Genomic DNA, 16,737 nt, shown 5'->3' on the forward strand with positions numbered 1-16,737 from the left:
AAAAATAGGACATGGCTGTACTGAAACAGAATGAAGAATTTGATGCAGATTCCATCCCGGAAAAAGTGATCGGAATTGCCTCTGACATGGTGATGCATGACTCAGGTTTTCATTTTCATAAAACAAAGGCTCAGTTGCTGTATGCGCCATCCGGCTGTATGACGGTAACTACTTCTGACAGGCAGTTTATATTGCCGCCATTCCGTATGCTCTGGATTCCTGCCGGGGAAGTCCACCGGGTAAATTTCCGGAATGTTGTCGCATACAGATCTATTTATTTCGATGAAAATAATGCAGGGAAATACCTGAATTCCGGGCTCAAAGTATTGCATGTAAACCCTTTATTAAAGGAAATTATTGAAAGGATCTGCTTTTGGGAATGGAAGCCTTTTAATAAAGATCAGGCAAATATCCTCAAGGTTCTCTGGGATGAAATCAATACCGCTCCCGAAGAAAAGCTGGAATTGAAAATGCCTCAGGACCGACGTTTTATAAAGATCGCAGAAGAATGGACACAAAGAATATCTATACCGCCTTTATTGAAAAAGCTGGCTGAAAAAACAGGTGCTGTAGAAAAAACAATCACTCGTATTTTTAAAAAAGAAACCGGACTTTCTTATCAGGAATGGAGGCAGCAATGGCGGCTTCAGAGATCCATCGAACTTCTGGTAGACGGAAATTCAATAGGGGAAACGGCACACATTTTAGACTTTTCCTCAGACAGTGCCTTTATAGAATTTTTTAAGAAGCATACCGGATCTACACCATTGCAATACCTGAGGAAGAATGAGTAAATAATCTTAACTAATATTGCCATCAAAAGAGCCAACATTCCCCTCCGGTGGAGGGATGGCAAAAATTCTTTGAATTTTTGCCGGGGTGGTCTGGTTATTTCTTGCCCTATGCAAACTTTTCTGAGAAATAATTTCCATAAAATTGTATTGCCAATACCATAATTTTATGAAAACTACAAATAAAACGAACGTAGAAAATTACAATCTTTCCGTAGAAATAAAAACTACAGCAGACAAAGCTTATGATGCTATTACCCACCAGATTCCTCTTTGGTGGACTGAAATGTTCGAAGGATCATCTGCAAACGTGGATGATATCTTCACTATAAGATTTGGGGACAGTATCCATAAAACAATGCAGGTAGAAGAGCTGATACCCAATTCAAGGGCGGTCTGGTATGTTAAAGATTCATTGTTAAACTTACCCGAATTAAATCATCAGACAGAATGGATCGGAACAACAATCTTTTGGGAAATAGGGCAGAAGGAGAATTTCACGGAGCTAAAGGTAACCCATATTGGCTTACATCCTGCTGTGGAATGTTATAATATCTGTTCCGCCGGCTGGATTCAGTTTATCAGTAGCCTGAAGCTGTTTCTGGAAACGGGCAAGGGAAATCCTTACAAAGTGTAATATTAATCAAACCTAACAGGTTTCTAAAACCTGTTAGGTTTTTATTTAAGAATTTACTCATCATTCAATAATAAAAAAAGAAGCTGTCTACTCGGGGTAAACAGCCTCTTTTTGCATTTATTGTTGTCTGAATTATTTCTTCTTGTAAGCAGCGTCTTTAATTCTCGCTTTTTTACCTCTAAGATCTCTGAAGTAGTAGATTCTAGCTCTTCTAACTCTACCTCTTCTGTCAACCTCGATTTTTTGAAGTGCAGGCATGTTGATAGGGAATACTCTTTCTACCCCTACATCACCAGACATTTTTCTGATGGTGAAAGTTTTTGTAGAACCAGTACCTCTTAATTGGATAACTGTCCCTTTGAAGAACTGAGTTCTTGTCTTTTGTCCTTCTTTAATTTCGTAATACACAGTAATTGTATCACCTGCTTTGAATTCAGGGAATTCTTTTTTCGCAATGTACTTGTCTTGTACGTACTTTAATAAATCCATTATTAATAAAATAAAATGTTAAAGCTAAGCAACTTACACGTTTATCGTCAGAGGTTGAATAACAGGTTGCAAATGTACAAAATAGTTTTTGAATACACCAAATATTTAATGTGTTAAAAACTATAATTTTTTCATTCCGGTTTCGTCAAAGAATTAACAGTTTCTTTAAGATTCCATCAGACAGGGTTTATATGGGAAGCATACTTTTGCCCGAAATAAAAATCAGAGTGATGATTTTTTAAATTATTGATTCACAAATTAAAACTCTATATGTCATTTTAAAATTAAGCAATTATGAAACACTATTTCTTCTTTTTTTGTTTCGTGGCTCAGATGGCGTTCGGGCAGGTTTTGTTCCCATATCTGCAAAACCCGACTCCGAATTCTATGATCGTCAATTGGAAGACCGCTTCCGATAACGAAACAACCGTGATCTACGGGGATTCCCCAACGAATCTGAATGTAACGGTAACCGGAACTACCAATATCTTTTCGGATACAGGATACAATAATAATTATTACTATCACACGGCAAAAATTACCAACTTACAGCCTAATACCAAGTATTATTATAAAATTAAAACCGGGACCAATGAATCTGCGGTTTACAATTTCAGAACACTTCCTTTACCAGGACAACCGGTAACAGCCAATGGAAAGATCCGCTTCCTGATTATGGGGGACAACCAGATCAAAGCAGAACCGAGATATGACAGCCTTACCATGAATGCTTTTAAAAAATTAAAAGAAAAATTCGGAGCCGGTTCAGATCCGTCCGATAATATTGCCCTTACTTTTATGGTGGGAGACCAGGTGGATGTAGGAACACTGGATCATTACGAGAATGTTCACTTCAAAAAGAATATCAAATTATCACCTTATCTTCCCATTCAGACAACCGTAGGAAACCATGAGACCTACGGAACTTTGGGAATGAATTCTTACTATGCCCATTTTTATATTGACGAGATCAAATATAAAGGCATCTCTTCAGGAAACGAGAATTATTATGCTCAGCAGGCAGGGAATGTATTGTTCATCAGTTTAAGCTCCGAGCACACCGGAGCTGCCCAGCAGACCTGGCTGCAGCAGGTTCTGAATGAGGCCAATAATGATTCTACAGTAGACTGGATCATCTCATTAAGCCACAGACCTTACCAGGCAGAACAATATGTAGGAGATATTTCAACCTGGGTGAGAAATAATGCCGTTCCGCTTTTGGTAACTTCTGATAAATACTTAATGCATGTTGGAGCGCATCATCACCTCTATCACAGAGGACAGCTGAAAAATACCCCGAATTACCAAATCATTTCAGGAGGAACGGCCTGGGATCAGTATTGGGGAATGTCTAATGAGCAGGATTTTGATGATGTACAGAAAACATTGACGGATTGGACCTATCAGATCGTTGAGGTAGATATTCCAACCGGAAAAGTAGATATAGAATGTTATTCTATTGGTGGAAAATATACCACGAAACATAATGAACTGATAGATTCTTTCCACAGATACAAAAATCAGCCGAAACCGGCTAAACCGTCTGTTACCAATACATTCTCAGGTCCGGTTACATTGCCTTTGACGTTAAATGGAAGTGCTTTCTCATCCTCTAACGGAGAACTTTTAAATACAACACAGTTTTTAATCAGTAAAGCGGCCGATTTTTCTGTGATTGAAAAAGAATTTTACCGTGATTTTGAAAACTGGTTTGGAAAAGATGGAAACGGAAACCCGGATAAAACGAGAAACCTGAATGAAGGATTAGATATTACCAAGGTAACTTTGGCAGCAAATTCAATCCCGAATGGAACTTATTACGTAAAAACCCGCTACAGGGACAGAAACCTTGAGTGGAGTGAGTGGAGTGAGGTAAAACAGTTTGAAATTACAGGAAGTGTGGTTTCAAACCCTACATTTACTTTAGATAAAACTGAATACACTCAAAACGAGCCTATCGTTGCTACTTTCACTGGCGGTCCCGGAAATCAGCAGGATTGGGTGGGGATTTATAAAAAAGGCCAGACACCGGGAGGAGGTGCAACTGCGCAGACCTATGTTTACACGAACGGACAGACAGCAGGAACTGCCACTTTTAATAACGGTCTCCCTAATAAAGGACAATATTTCGCAGGATTCTTTGCTAATAACGGATATACAGACATTGCATCAAGAAAAAGCTTCTATGTAGGACCAAAAGTGCAATTACAGACTACAGCAGATACATATCCGGTAGGCGGAACCGTAATCATCAACTTTACGAATGCCCCAAGTTTACAGAAAGACTGGATCGGAATTTATAAAATGGGACAGACTCCCGGAACCACAGCTTCTATAAAATGGAGCTATGTCACTACAGCATCCGGAACTCTTAATTTTACAGGACTTCCAAAAGGATATTACTATGCGCAGTATTTACTGGAAGACGGCTATAACGGAATCGGAGAAAAAGTATTCTTTAAAGTAGGAGATATTGTAACCGAATTATGGACCAACAAACCTGTATATTCATTAGGAGAAAATATTACAGCTTCATGGACGGATTCTCCCGGAATCATCAAAGACTGGCTGGGAATCTATCCTCAGAATGTTCAGACACCGGATGATAACTTCGTTTCCTACACTTATTTTGATGGCGTGACGGAGGGTACCAAAACGATTTCAGGAAATGTAAACGGCGTACCAACCACACCTGGAAACTATTATATGGTGATGTTTACCAACGATTCTTATACGGAGGTTTCAAACAGGGTACAGTTTCAGGTGAGCTCAGGAACTTTAGGATTGGAAGAGGCAAAAAGCACAGAGAAAAATGTCATTCTGTATCCAAATCCTACAAAACCCGGGGAGCCAACTTTCATCAAGAGTGATTATCCGATCGAGAAAATTGAATTGGTGTCTGCAGCTGGCGAATTACTGTATGAATCAAAGAATATTCATAACCAACGTTTCTCTTTAGTGAATGAAAATCTTCCGAAAGGAGTATATTTTGTAAAAGTTCACGCAAGAAAGCTATTTACCTTAAAACTGATTATCCAGTAATCAATATATAACTGTGAAAATAAACAGGCCATCAGAAATGATGGCCTGTTTTTATAGTATGAATCCTTCCGGATTTACTCACCATCACTGTACAGTTGATCTTCCTGAATAACAGTATTGCTGTCAGTGGATAAATTTTCACCGCTATCAGCCAGAATCTTGGAATCCTGAACAAGTTTTCCGTCTCCATTATACACCTTTAATAAGATCCATTTTCCGCTACGTTCCTGCTCTTTTGCTCCGTAATAGTCTTTTATTCTGATTTTTCCATTTTGCAGAATACCTTCTTTTACAGATGCTTTGTTGGCTGGTTTACCTTTTACATACTGTACAACCTGGGCAGTAAAACTGTAGTCATATTCTTCTTCATGTACAGGTTGGTTATACGTATATAAAACAGCACCTTTATTGTCATAAATTGTAGCATCGTAAGCATTTTGTTTGGAATTTAATTTCTTCTCAGACTTTAGCTTATGATCATCAAAATAATTTTTTGTATTCACCAGGACCCCCTCCTTATACTGCATTTCGGTAAGCCCTTCATAGGAAATACCATTGTAAGGCATATCATCCTTATATGTAAGTGTAGATTTCAGTTTGCCGTCAGGGTTATAGTACTTGATCTCCTGGGTAATATCATCCTTCAGGATTTTTTCTGAAGTTAGTTTTCCTGCTTCATCAAAGTATTTGCTTGTTATGATAGATCCGTTTTTATAGACGTCAATGGAGGATATCAGAGTATAGTCATAGCTTAGCTGATAATCTTCACCATCCATAGGAGTGTAAGTATCATTCTCTTTATCATACTGATAAATCAGATGACCTATTTTCTTTCCGGACTCGTCATATGTAGTTTTGTAGCCGTCTTTCTTATTTTTTTTCTGTTCCTGCAGGACTTTTCCGTTTTTACCATAGATAATCCCTTCCTTTACGCTGCCGTCACTTTTATATTTTTCAATTTTAGAGACTCTCATCGGGTTAGGGTAATAGTCTACCAGCATATTTTCTCCGGATTTTGAATAGCCGCTTCCTAAATATTTCCCTTTTTCGCCATAATATTTAGTTTCATAGTTGCCGTCTTTATCCGTAATGGTTTCATGTCTGATTCCCTTGATATCTTCATCATAAACCGTGGTTTTTACATGTAAAGAATTTTCATAAATCGTAAGGCTGTTGAAGCTGTTTTCATCTTCCGGGTCTTTATAGCCAAACATTTTTCCGGAGAAGCTTTCGTCCGCTTTATAGACCATATCTTCCAGCAGTCTGCCGCTGGCGTCAAAATTTTGAGATGGTCCCACCTGCTTACCGTTAGAATAAGTAATGGTATTCATCACTTTTCCTTCAGGAGTATACCAGGTAACTTTTCCGTCAAAAACTTCATTGTTGGGAGTGGTATCAGAAGCCAGCCCCTCCATCTGAAGCTTTCCGTCTTTATAATAATCTTTGATTAAAGTAAGTTTACCTTTAGGAGATGTTTCACGATAATATTCCATTTTATCCTGGGTGGTTTTTTCCCAGTTTTCATCAAAATAGGTCTTTTCCTGTGCGAATACATTGAAGCCGAATACCAATACAAACAGCGCCGATGCAAATAATTTTTTCATGTTTTTTTATTAAGTTAAATGATTTTGGATTTTGAGGACCATCGTTCGGGTACAGTAATATCAGTGCAGATTAAATGATGAAGATACAACAGTTGTAAATCGTCCCGTCATAATTTTTGCATAGTTGTGTTTAAATAAATTCTTTCATCAGACTATAAAATATACTGTGCTTTCAGATTTGAAACCCCAAATATAAATCAATTTGATGAGAAGAATATAAAAAATGAACCGATCTGTTCGTTTTTTTAAGTAATGTTTTGATTTTTAATGAATTTAAATCGTTAGAAATATCATTCAGAAAAGGAAAAAATTCAGATCAATTCCGTTCATCGGATATACGGGAAAATTTTATTAAATTTAGCCAACAGAAAAATCTAATATTTCATGATAGATAAAAGAGTAAAAAATGCAAAGGAGGCCATCGAAGGAATTAAAGATGGGATGACGCTGATGCTTGGCGGGTTTGGACTTTGCGGAATTCCTGAAAACTCAATTAATGCACTGGTAGAAAGTGATGTGAAAGACCTTACCTGTATTTCAAACAATGCAGGAGTAGATGATTTCGGATTGGGATTATTGCTTCACAAAAGACAGATCAAAAAGATGATCTCTTCCTATGTGGGTGAAAATGCTGAGTTTGAAAGACAAATGCTTTCAGGAGAACTGGAAGTAGAGCTTACTCCACAGGGTACTCTGGCTGAAAAATGCAGAGCGGCCCAGGCAGGTATTCCGGCATTCTATACTCCGGCAGGCTACGGAACCGAAGTCGCAGAAGGAAAGGAGGTGAAAGAATTCAAAGGGAAGCCTCATATCCTGGAGCATGCCTATGAAGCAGACTTTTCTATCGTAAAAGCATGGAAGGGAGATCATGCAGGAAACCTTATTTTTAAAGGATCAGCAAGAAACTTCAACCATCCTATGGCTGGTGCAGGTAAGATTACCATTGCCGAAGTAGAAGAACTGGTAGAACCGGGAGAACTGGACCCGAATCAGATTCATATTCCGGGAATCATGATTCAGAGAATCTTCCAGGGAGAAAAATTTGAAAAGAGAATTGAGCAAAGAACTGTAAGAAAAGAATAGGCTCAAACAACAATAAAAAAGCGCTGAAAACGAATTCAGCGCTTTTGTTTTTTTTAGGCCTGAGGAGTAAGTGTTTTTCTTTCCCCGATTTGTTGCCGCCACATGGCGTAGTAAAGTCCTTTTTCGTCAATAAGATTGGCATGGGAACCTGTTTCTACTACCTGTCCGCATTCAAGAACATAAATTTTATCTGCATGCATAATCGTACTTAAACGATGCGCAATAAGAACGGTGATCTGTTCCCTTTCCTTTGAAATGTCCTTGATTGTAGAAGTGATTTCCTCTTCAGTGATGCTGTCCAGCGCAGAAGTTGCTTCATCAAAAATTAAAAGATGAGGTTTTCTCAGAAGCGCTCTTGCAATGGCAATTCTCTGCTTTTCACCGCCACTCAGTTTCAGTCCGCCTTCACCGATAACGGTTTCAATTCCCTTTTCAGCTCTTTCTAGTAAAGCTGTACAGCTTGATTTCTGTAAGGCAATGGCCAGTTCCTCTTCTGTGGCTGAAGGATTAACGAAAAGGAGATTTTCTTTAATCGTTCCTGCAAATAATTGGGTGTCCTGAGTCACAAAACCAATCTGATTTCTCAGCTCATCAAAATCAAATTCCTTTCCATTGATTCCATTGTAAAAAATATTTCCTTCCTGAGGTCTGTACAATCCCACCAATAGTTTCACCAACGTACTTTTTCCGGAACCGCTTGGGCCCACAAAAGCAATGGTTTCTCCGTTTTTGACATCAAAAGAAATATTATTTAAAGCTTTATACTGCGCAGATTGGTGTTTGAAAGAAACATGTTTGAATTCAAGTTCTTCAATGGCTCCGATTTGTTTCGGATGAAGAGGTTTTTCTTCCACTTCTTTTTTCATCAAACGGTCAAAGTTCTGAAGAGAAGCTTCTGCCTCACGATAAGAAATAATAATGTTTCCAATTTCCTGCATTGGCCCGAAAATAAAGAAGCCATAAAACATAAGAGACAGGTATTGCCCCGGAGTTACGATATTTTTAAAAATTAAATACAGTAAAGTCAGGGTAATCAGCTGCTGAAGAAAATTAACCATTGTTCCCTGTATGAAACTTAAAGAACGGATGCTTTTGACCTTTCTCAATTCAAGCCCAAGGATTTTATACGTATTGTTATTCAGACGGATCACTTCCTGATGGGTTAATCCTAAACTTTTAACAATTTCAATATTTCTCAAGCTTTCTGTTGTGCTTCCGGCTAAGGCTGTAGTTTCGGTAACAATATTCTTCTGGATGCTTTTTATCCTCTTGCTCAATAAATTGGTAACAAAGGCAATCAGGAAAATTCCACAGATATAAACAGGCATGATGGACCAGTGTAAACGGATCGCATACACTGAAACGAAAATAATACTGACTAAAATTCCAAAGAAAATATTAATGAAATTGGTAATGAATTTTACAGTATCTTCTCTTACTTTCGTTAAAATTGATAAAGTTTCACCACTTCTCTGATCTTCAAATTCCTGATAAGGCAGAGCCATAGAGTGCTTTAAGCCGTCTGTAAATATTTTGGCTCCAAACTTCTGGGTAATCACACTTACCACATAATCCTGAAATGCCTTGGCAATCCTGCTTACCATAGCAGTCCCGATAAGCAGTCCTAAAAAATAAAAAGCACCGTGATAAACCGGACTTCCATACAGATATTCATTCAGACTTCTGGGTAATAACTTTTCTTTATCAAAAAAGTTAGGATTCGTCACCAGCTGATCAAGAATATTTCCGGTAATAGCAGGGGCAAATAACGAGAAAACCTGATTAACAGTAGCCAGAAATAAAGAGATGATGATCAGCCACTGATAAGGTTTTAGATATCTAAAAAGTATTTTCATTCTATTAAAAAATAATGGAACAAAATTACAGATATTATTTTAACTAACAGTGTTAATTGTTGAACACAACAAAGCCCTTTTGTATTCAGTTTAAAATAATTAAATTGCAGTCTAAGTTTTTATTATGCTTACAAAAGAACAAATTGCCAAAAGAATTTCAAAAGAACTGAAAGATCGTTATTATGTAAACCTGGGAATTGGGATTCCTACTTTGGTTGCCAACTATGTTCCGGAAGGTATTTCCGTAGAATTCCAGAGTGAAAACGGAGTTCTGGGGATGGGACCTTTCCCTTTCGAAGGAGAAGAAGATGCTGACGTCATCAATGCCGGAAAACAAACCATTACTATTTTAGACGGAGGTTCATTCTTCGATTCTGCTTTCAGTTTCGGGATGATCCGTGGTCAGAAAGTAGATCTTACCATCCTTGGAGCGATGGAAGTTTCAGAGAACGGAGATATTGCCAACTGGAAAATTCCCGGGAAAATGGTAAAAGGAATGGGAGGCGCTATGGATCTGGTAGCTTCTGCTGAAAATATTATCGTAGCGATGATGCACGTAAACAAAGCGGGAGAAAGCAAAATCCTTAAAAAATGTACACTTCCGTTAACCGGGGTAAACTGTGTAAAAAAAGTCGTTACTGAATTAGCTGTTCTGGATGTGACCCCTGCAGGATTCAAACTGCTGGAAAGAGCACCTGGAGTTTCGGTAGAAGATATCATTAAAGCTACAGAAGCAGACCTGATTATTGAAGGAGAAATTCCTGAAATGCAGTTCTAATCTCCATAAAATATAAACCTTGTCACTGGCAAGGTTTTTTTGTGCCGTATGCATACTTGGTAAACCACAAAAGTCACAAAAGTTTTTAAACACTTTAGTTATTTTTAAGTGACAAGCTTCCTGCATAAGAAGTTCACATAAGCATTTGAAAATCTACGATTTTCTTGTTCTATAGTAGGACTTTATTAATACCTTGAAAAATACTTCTGATTATGATATCAACCGACATAGGAGATCGTAGCGTTAAGAAAATAAATCCTGTGAACGTTAAGAAAATTCTATTGTCCGAAGTGCGAGACCTATTCAGAACTGATTAACCCATATAGAATTCGCACAAGTTTAGAATTTTTAGAGAATAGGAATTATTTTTAGCGGAGAAATCCCGGTCTTGAATTTTTGTTTCTTTTGTTTCAAGACAAAAGAAATTAAAGCCCAGTAAAAAAAGCTGCTTCATCCAGAAACAGCTTGTATATCTAAACAGTTAGTATGTCAGTCTAACTTCTAACCTCTAAGTTCTAGCTTCTGATTTTACTTGTTATCCTGAGCTCCAAAAACCTTCTGCAGAATACTCGTCGTTCTCATAGCGGGAGTATTTCTGATTCCGCTTTCTTTATCTGCTACCATTTTGAAAACCCCATTGATGGTTTCTGTCGTCACATATTCGTTCAGGTCCGTTGTTACAGACTGCCCGGTGAAAGTATTATATTTTGAAATCAGGTTTTTCCATACAGTATCTGCACCTACTTTACCTAAAGAAGCTTTTACTTTGGGTTGAAAAGCACTGAATAGCTGGCTTTGGGTCTTAGTCTGAAGATAGTTGGTGGCTGCATTATCGCTGCTCAGTAAAATATTTTTGGCATCGGTAATGGTCATGGAAGTGATTGCTTTGGTGAAAATAGGAGCTGCTTCTGTTACGGCATCTTCAGCGGCTCTGTTCAAAAGCTTTACTCCTTCATCAGCAAGGCTTCCCATACCGATAGATCTCAATGTAGTATCAATTTTTCTTAATTTTTCCGGCATCAGGATCTTTACTGCTTCATTTCTGAAAAAACCATCGGTAACGGCCAGTTTTTTTACGCCGTCTGTTACACCGATATTCAGCGCTTCTTTTAGTCCTGAAGAAATTTGTGTTGAAGTAAGACTTCCGAGATTGACATTACTGGAAGATGAATTATTGGTGGTTTTTGGAGTATTGATGCCTGTATTGGTTGTAGTAGATGTGGTTCCATTATTTTTCACAGGAACATTCAGGTCTACACCTGTTTTATCTTTAACGGTGGACTTGATGATATCCAGAAGTTGTGCTTGTGTAGAGATTGAGAAGAATAATCCGGCTGCAAGAAAAATGCTTTTTTTCATCGTATTTTTTTACAAATTTAAACGTTATTTTTTTTAATGGTCTAAACTTATCAAAAAATAAACCATAGTTTTTAGTTTTATTTAAAATAAATATAGATTTAATTCGAGAAGTATTTTCATTGCATTACATTTTAAAATATAATAAGAATTTAAAAGCTTTTTACGACTTTATGTTTAAAAAGTCTCAAGAGTTTTGAAAAATAAGTATCTTAGCTAAAACCTTAATCCTATCTGATGACACGGACTTTTTTAGCATTTTTCATGTTACTTTCCTCTCTCATTTTTGCCCAGAATAAATTGAATGTAATCCCTTATCCTCAAAATGTACAGCTGAACAATGGAAATTTTTCCATTCCTGATGTATTGATCTTAAGTGATGATCTGCCTGAAAATGAAACGGAATATTTTAAAAAACGGTTAAACTCAGAGATCAGGTTTAAGATATCAAAGAAAGCCGAGGCTCAATTGATCTATTCACAACTTCCAAATGCTCCTGCAGGAAAAGAAGAGTTTTATATACTTGAAGTTTCTCCCAGGCAGATTCATATTCAATCGTATACAAAGCAAGGATATTTCCTGGCTCTTCAGACTGTAAGCCAATTGTTTGAAAATTATAAAACTGAAAAGAAGATTCCGGCCTTAAAAATTGAGGATCAGCCAAAATTTGCATGGCGTGGAATGCACCTGGATGTCTGCCGTCACTTTTTCACTGTGGCTGAGGTGAAACAGTATATTGATTATCTGGCCATGTATAAGCTGAATACGTTTCACTGGCATCTGACGGATGATCAGGGATGGAGAATTGAAATTAAAAAATATCCTAAACTCACACAAATAGGCTCAAAACGTAAAGAATCTATGATTGGAGCTTATGTTGACAATACTTTTGACGGGAAACCTTACGGACCGTATTTTTATACGCAGGAAGAAATAAAAGATGTCGTAAAATATGCTCAGGAAAGGCATATTACAGTGGTTCCGGAAATAGAAATGCCAGGGCACGCACTGGCTGCATTATCAGCTTATCCTGAACTTGCCTGCACAAAAGGACCTTTTGAACCGGCTACAAAATGGGGCGTTTTTGATGATGTTTTCTGCCCGAAAGACGAAACATTTACATTTCTGGAAAATGTTCTGGAGGAGGTGATCAGACTATTTCCGTCCCAATACATTCACATCGGAGGTGATGAATGCCCGAAAACCAGATGGAAAGAATGTGCACATTGCCAGGAGCTGATCAAAAAGAATAACCTGAAAGATGAACATGGTTTACAAAGCTATTTTATTCACAGGATTGAAAAATTTGTCAATAGTAAAGGCAGGAAAATCATTGGTTGGGATGAAATTCTGGAAGGAGGACTGGCACCTAATGCCGCTGTCATGAGCTGGACCGGGGTAAACGGAGGTATTGAAGCCGCAAAATCAAAACATTTTGCAGTAATGACGCCGGGTGCGTATTGCTATTTTGATCACTATCAGGGTGATCCCCAGTCAGAACCGAATGCTTTCGGTGGTTTCACACCGCTGGATAAAGTCTATTCCTATAATCCTATACCTTCAGAGCTGAATGCGGAGCAGGCCCAATACATCCTGGGGGTTCAGGCGAATCTGTGGGCTGAATATATTTTAGATTTTAAACAGGTGCAATATATGATCTTCCCAAGGCTGATGGCGCTTTCCGAAGTAGGTTGGGGTACATCGGATCCTAAAAATTATAAGGAATTTGAAAACAGGGTGATCAGCCAGTTCAAAGTTCTGGACAAAATGAAGGTGAACTATGCCAGAAGTATCTATAATATCTCGGGAAAAGTAATTCCTTCCAATAATGGTATTGCCTATGAGCTTTCTACCTCACAAAACTCAAACGGAATAAGATACGCGCTGGATGGAACAAATCCTACGGTACAGTCTGAGACCTATAGAAATCCTGTATCTGTTCCGAATTCTTTAACGATTAAATCTGCTTATTTTGAAGACGGTCAGTTGAAAAGTGCCATTTCTGAACAGAAATTTACAGTTTCAAAAACTACAGGAAAAAAAATTACACTGGAGCAGCAGCCAAGTGAGAACTATTCTTTTGGAGGTGCATTTACCCTTATTGACGGGATTATAGGAAATCCGAGACAATTAGGAAAAACATGGTTGGGATTCCAGGGGAAAGATGTTACAGCGACAATAGATTTTGGACAAAAAACCGGATTTTCTGAAGTTTATTTCAATACCCTGGAGAATAAAGGAAGCTGGATTCATCTGGCAAAATCAGCTAAAATCTTTGTATCTGACGATCAGAAAAACTTTAAACTGATCAAAGAGATCGGAAAAGAAGAAATTCAGAATACCAAAGGAAAAATCAGGCTGAATGTAGGCGCTCAAAATACAAAATATCTTAAAGTGATCGTAGAAAATGCAGGCATCATCCCGGCAGGAAATCCGGGAGCAGATTCAAAAGCGTGGCTGTTTGTAGATGAAATTGGCGTAAATTAGCCTTACAGAATTATACAACATGCAGGATACCATACTTTCTTCAGAATTTTCATCTTCACCGGACCTTGTAGAAAAGCTGTACCGGAGCGGAATAACGAAAAATTACAGTGAAGGGGATCTCATTTTGGATGAAAATGCGTCTATCCGTTCTATTCCGATTGTGATGAAAGGGATGATCAAAGTGATCAGAACTGAAGAAGACGGCAGAGAAATCCTGTTGTATTACATCAAAGCCGGGGAAAGCTGTATCATGTCTTTTCTGGGCGGAATGCACAATGAAAAAAGTATTGTAAAAGCCGAAGTAGAAGAAGATGCAGAAATCCTTTTTCTACCGGTGGATAAGGTCTCCCTGTTTATCAAAGAATATCCGGAGTGGCTGGATTATATTTTCAGACTTTACCATAAGAGATTTGAAGAATTGCTGGATATCATTAATGCCATTGCCTTCAAAAAAGTAGACGAAAGGCTCCTGAACCTTCTTCATAAAAAATCAGAACTTACCCATTCAGATACTGTTCATACTACCCATGAACAGCTTGCCAATGAGCTGGGAACTGCCAGAGTGGTGGTATCCAGACTCCTAAAACAGCTTGAAGAAGAAGGAAAGGTAAAACTCGGGAGAAATAAGATCGTCCTTCTGAAGACCACAGATCAGTAATAAAAAAATCTGTTCTGTAACAAAAGTAGCTGTAGACCTTCCCAAACAATTCCATTTTTGCATTATTATTTAAATGGTAAAAAATGGAAATCATAGGATATGCAGCATCAGTTTTAATAGGTGTTTCTCTCGGATTAATCGGGGGTGGAGGAAGTATTCTTACAGTTCCCGTACTGGTTTATTTATTTGGATTTGATGCCTTGATAGCCACAGAATATTCACTCTTTATTGTAGGAATAAGTAGTTTTGTAGGTTCTGTGTCTTATTTTAAAAAAGGATTAGTCAATCTTAAAATGGCTTTCATCTTCGGATTTCCTTCCATTATTTCAATTTTCCTGACCAGAATGTATCTGTTGCCTTTCATTCCGGATGTGCTCATTAGTTTTAAAGGGTTCATATTGACTAAAAACATTTTCCTGTTATTGATTTTTGCCGGGCTGATGATCCTGGCTTCTTATAAAATGATCAGAAATACAGTAAAGATGGATGGCCCGGATGAAGAAAATACTTTGCTGGCAGTGGGACAAGGTTCAATAGTAGGTGTTTTAACGGGGCTGGTGGGAGCTGGAGGAGGATTTATGATTATCCCGGCGTTGGTCAACCTCTTAAAAATTCCTATGAAAACAGCAATCGGAACTTCTTTGGTGATTATTTCCTTTAATTCTCTCATTGGCTTTCTGTCTTCTGCAGGAACTGCAAAAACGGATTGGAAGATATTGATCTCCATTACCACTATCGCCGTTGCCGGAATAATGATCGGTACCCATTTATCAAAGAAAATAGATGGTAAGAAACTGAAACCTGCATTTGGATGGTTTATTTTAATATTGGGAATCTATATTATAGGCAAAGAAGCCCGTCATCTGTTTTAAATTACAATCTGTACACTTCAAAATATATAAAGTACAGTCTTCTTTTGATACTGTTAAGACATTTATTTATTCTTTATCAACGCTTTCTTCTCCGCATCTAAAAATTGATAGACAGGAAAGGAATCTCCCTGGCTGGTCAGTGCAATAATACAGCTGTTATTTTTCAGATCTCTCCACATGACAGATCTGAAGCCATTTACTCCGCCTGTATGCATACCTGTATCCTCAGAAACATACCATCCAAAAGCATACTCACTCCGTTGTCCGTCTTTTAAAATGGGCAGCTCATACATGATTTTGGAATTCTCTTCATTCAACAGCAGATGTTTTCTTAATGCCTGATCAAACTTGTAAAGATCCCATGGAGTAGAATAGATGCTGCCATCGCCCGTTGTCAGAAGATCATAATCGTCAGGCTTTTTATTGGCATTATAACCTTCAGCCCTGTCAGAGGGTGGAAGAGTTTCGGAATCATAAACAAAGGAATGTTCCATCTTCAAAGGAGTAAAAATTCTGTTTTGCATGAATCTGCGGTATGACTGTCCTGATAGAGTCTCAATAATTCTTCCCAATACGATATACCCGCTATTGCTGTACTCAAACTTACTTCCGGAAGGAAATTTTAATCCGGGCTGCTTTTTAAGGAAGTTCAGCACATCATCATTGGTAATTTTAGGTTTCTGGATCAATACGTTTTCATAATCTGCCAGACCGGATGTATGCGTAAGTAGCTGTCGTATACTGATATTTTGTGCGTAGGCAGGAAGATCCGGAACATAGCGGCTTGCTTTGTCATCATACGACAGAAGATGTTCCTGTTGGAGAAGCATAATTCCTACAGCCGTAAAAGGTTTGCTGATAGAAGCAATGCAAAAGGGTGTATTTTTCGTTAACACAGTCTTATTTTCAAAATTTTTGTAGCCTAATGCTGTATCACAGACTACTTTACCCTCTTTTACAATAAGAACAGTACCGTTAAATTTCCCTTTTTTATAATAATCAATGACAATATCCGTTTCCGATTTCTTGCAGGAAAACAGGAATAAAAGAATAAAGCTGAAAATAAATAGTATTCTGGCCATGG

The 16,737-nt window shown here is 37.9% G+C and carries 13 protein-coding genes; 8 read left to right on the forward strand and 5 right to left on the reverse strand.

The window, feature by feature from the left end:
* Nucleotides 1-11 precede the first annotated feature (11 nt).
* Nucleotides 12-794 (forward strand): AraC family transcriptional regulator, encoded by a 783-nt coding sequence (locus tag ACTJJF_RS15985; RefSeq protein WP_440700278.1) that lies wholly within the window; start codon nucleotides 12-14, stop codon nucleotides 792-794.
* A gap of 166 nt (nucleotides 795-960) precedes the next feature.
* A complete protein-coding gene (locus tag ACTJJF_RS15990; protein WP_312299711.1) occupies nucleotides 961-1,428 on the forward strand; it encodes an SRPBCC family protein in 468 nt (155 codons plus the stop codon).
* Between the two features lie 132 nt (nucleotides 1,429-1,560).
* Here ACTJJF_RS15990 and rplS read toward each other — a convergent pair whose 3' ends face one another.
* Nucleotides 1,561-1,917 (reverse strand): 50S ribosomal protein L19, encoded by a 357-nt coding sequence (gene rplS / locus ACTJJF_RS15995; RefSeq protein ID WP_002980648.1) that lies wholly within the window; start codon nucleotides 1,915-1,917, stop codon nucleotides 1,561-1,563.
* A gap of 294 nt (nucleotides 1,918-2,211) precedes the next feature.
* On the opposite strand from rplS, the gene ACTJJF_RS16000 reads away from it, so the two are divergent.
* A complete protein-coding gene (locus ACTJJF_RS16000) occupies nucleotides 2,212-4,959 on the forward strand; it encodes a fibronectin type III domain-containing protein (RefSeq protein WP_440700279.1) in 2,748 nt (915 codons plus the stop codon).
* A gap of 74 nt (nucleotides 4,960-5,033) precedes the next feature.
* Here ACTJJF_RS16000 and ACTJJF_RS16005 read toward each other — a convergent pair whose 3' ends face one another.
* Nucleotides 5,034-6,563 (reverse strand): membrane-binding protein, encoded by a 1,530-nt coding sequence (locus tag ACTJJF_RS16005; protein WP_440700280.1) that lies wholly within the window; start codon nucleotides 6,561-6,563, stop codon nucleotides 5,034-5,036.
* A 384-nt stretch (nucleotides 6,564-6,947) separates the two neighbouring features.
* Here ACTJJF_RS16005 and ACTJJF_RS16010 point away from each other — a divergent pair, with 384 nt between their 5' ends.
* Nucleotides 6,948-7,646: a CoA transferase subunit A gene (locus ACTJJF_RS16010; RefSeq protein WP_440700281.1), complete on the forward strand. Its 699-nt coding sequence runs from the start codon at nucleotides 6,948-6,950 to the stop codon at nucleotides 7,644-7,646.
* A 53-nt stretch (nucleotides 7,647-7,699) separates the two neighbouring features.
* Here ACTJJF_RS16010 and ACTJJF_RS16015 read toward each other — a convergent pair whose 3' ends face one another.
* On the reverse strand, nucleotides 7,700-9,502 hold the full coding sequence (locus ACTJJF_RS16015) for an ABC transporter ATP-binding protein (RefSeq protein ID WP_440700282.1): 1,803 nt from the start codon (nucleotides 9,500-9,502) through the stop codon (nucleotides 7,700-7,702).
* A 124-nt stretch (nucleotides 9,503-9,626) separates the two neighbouring features.
* Between ACTJJF_RS16015 and ACTJJF_RS16020 the strand changes: the two genes are divergently transcribed.
* Nucleotides 9,627-10,280: a CoA transferase subunit B gene (locus ACTJJF_RS16020; protein ID WP_065397170.1), complete on the forward strand. Its 654-nt coding sequence runs from the start codon at nucleotides 9,627-9,629 to the stop codon at nucleotides 10,278-10,280.
* A 528-nt stretch (nucleotides 10,281-10,808) separates the two neighbouring features.
* Here the strand turns inward: ACTJJF_RS16020 and ACTJJF_RS16025 are convergent.
* Nucleotides 10,809-11,639, reverse strand: a complete 831-nt coding sequence (locus tag ACTJJF_RS16025; RefSeq protein WP_440700283.1) for a DUF4197 domain-containing protein — start codon at nucleotides 11,637-11,639, stop codon at nucleotides 10,809-10,811.
* 234 nt (nucleotides 11,640-11,873) lie between these two features.
* Here ACTJJF_RS16025 and ACTJJF_RS16030 point away from each other — a divergent pair, with 234 nt between their 5' ends.
* The 3 genes from ACTJJF_RS16030 to ACTJJF_RS16040 all read left to right on the forward strand — a co-directional run bounded on the left by ACTJJF_RS16030 (nucleotide 11,874) and on the right by ACTJJF_RS16040 (nucleotide 15,653).
* Nucleotides 11,874-14,123: a beta-N-acetylhexosaminidase gene (locus ACTJJF_RS16030; RefSeq protein ID WP_440700284.1), complete on the forward strand. Its 2,250-nt coding sequence runs from the start codon at nucleotides 11,874-11,876 to the stop codon at nucleotides 14,121-14,123.
* A 19-nt stretch (nucleotides 14,124-14,142) separates the two neighbouring features.
* Nucleotides 14,143-14,781 (forward strand): Crp/Fnr family transcriptional regulator, encoded by a 639-nt coding sequence (locus ACTJJF_RS16035; protein ID WP_440700285.1) that lies wholly within the window; start codon nucleotides 14,143-14,145, stop codon nucleotides 14,779-14,781.
* Nucleotides 14,782-14,864: 83 nt separating this feature from the next.
* Nucleotides 14,865-15,653, forward strand: coding sequence for a sulfite exporter TauE/SafE family protein (locus tag ACTJJF_RS16040; RefSeq protein ID WP_440700286.1), 789 nt, complete (start codon nucleotides 14,865-14,867; stop codon nucleotides 15,651-15,653).
* A gap of 62 nt (nucleotides 15,654-15,715) precedes the next feature.
* Here ACTJJF_RS16040 and ACTJJF_RS16045 read toward each other — a convergent pair whose 3' ends face one another.
* Nucleotides 15,716-16,735 carry a serine hydrolase domain-containing protein gene (locus ACTJJF_RS16045; protein WP_440700287.1) on the reverse strand — a complete coding sequence of 340 codons (1,020 nt, stop codon included), beginning with the start codon at nucleotides 16,733-16,735 and terminating at the stop codon, nucleotides 15,716-15,718.
* Nucleotides 16,736-16,737: the final 2 nt, after the last annotated feature.

The sequence above is a fragment of the Chryseobacterium sp. 22458 genome (assembly GCF_052044975.1).
Lineage (GTDB): Bacteria > Bacteroidota > Bacteroidia > Flavobacteriales > Weeksellaceae > Chryseobacterium.

What these genes read in the sequence shown, in the direction of transcription:
- ACTJJF_RS15985 (WP_440700278.1), top strand. Translation starts at nt 12, where the DNA reads ATGGCTGTACTGAAACAGAATGAAGAATTTGATGCAGATTCCATCCCG.
- ACTJJF_RS15990 (WP_312299711.1), top strand. Translation starts at nt 961, where the DNA reads ATGAAAACTACAAATAAAACGAACGTAGAAAATTACAATCTTTCCGTA.
- rplS (WP_002980648.1), bottom strand. Translation starts at nt 1,917, where the DNA reads ATGGATTTATTAAAGTACGTACAAGACAAGTACATTGCGAAAAAAGAA.
- ACTJJF_RS16000 (WP_440700279.1), top strand. Translation starts at nt 2,212, where the DNA reads ATGAAACACTATTTCTTCTTTTTTTGTTTCGTGGCTCAGATGGCGTTC.
- ACTJJF_RS16005 (WP_440700280.1), bottom strand. Translation starts at nt 6,563, where the DNA reads ATGAAAAAATTATTTGCATCGGCGCTGTTTGTATTGGTATTCGGCTTC.
- ACTJJF_RS16010 (WP_440700281.1), top strand. Translation starts at nt 6,948, where the DNA reads ATGATAGATAAAAGAGTAAAAAATGCAAAGGAGGCCATCGAAGGAATT.
- ACTJJF_RS16015 (WP_440700282.1), bottom strand. Translation starts at nt 9,502, where the DNA reads ATGAAAATACTTTTTAGATATCTAAAACCTTATCAGTGGCTGATCATC.
- ACTJJF_RS16020 (WP_065397170.1), top strand. Translation starts at nt 9,627, where the DNA reads ATGCTTACAAAAGAACAAATTGCCAAAAGAATTTCAAAAGAACTGAAA.
- ACTJJF_RS16025 (WP_440700283.1), bottom strand. Translation starts at nt 11,639, where the DNA reads ATGAAAAAAAGCATTTTTCTTGCAGCCGGATTATTCTTCTCAATCTCT.
- ACTJJF_RS16030 (WP_440700284.1), top strand. Translation starts at nt 11,874, where the DNA reads ATGACACGGACTTTTTTAGCATTTTTCATGTTACTTTCCTCTCTCATT.
- ACTJJF_RS16035 (WP_440700285.1), top strand. Translation starts at nt 14,143, where the DNA reads ATGCAGGATACCATACTTTCTTCAGAATTTTCATCTTCACCGGACCTT.
- ACTJJF_RS16040 (WP_440700286.1), top strand. Translation starts at nt 14,865, where the DNA reads ATGGAAATCATAGGATATGCAGCATCAGTTTTAATAGGTGTTTCTCTC.
- ACTJJF_RS16045 (WP_440700287.1), bottom strand. Translation starts at nt 16,735, where the DNA reads ATGGCCAGAATACTATTTATTTTCAGCTTTATTCTTTTATTCCTGTTT.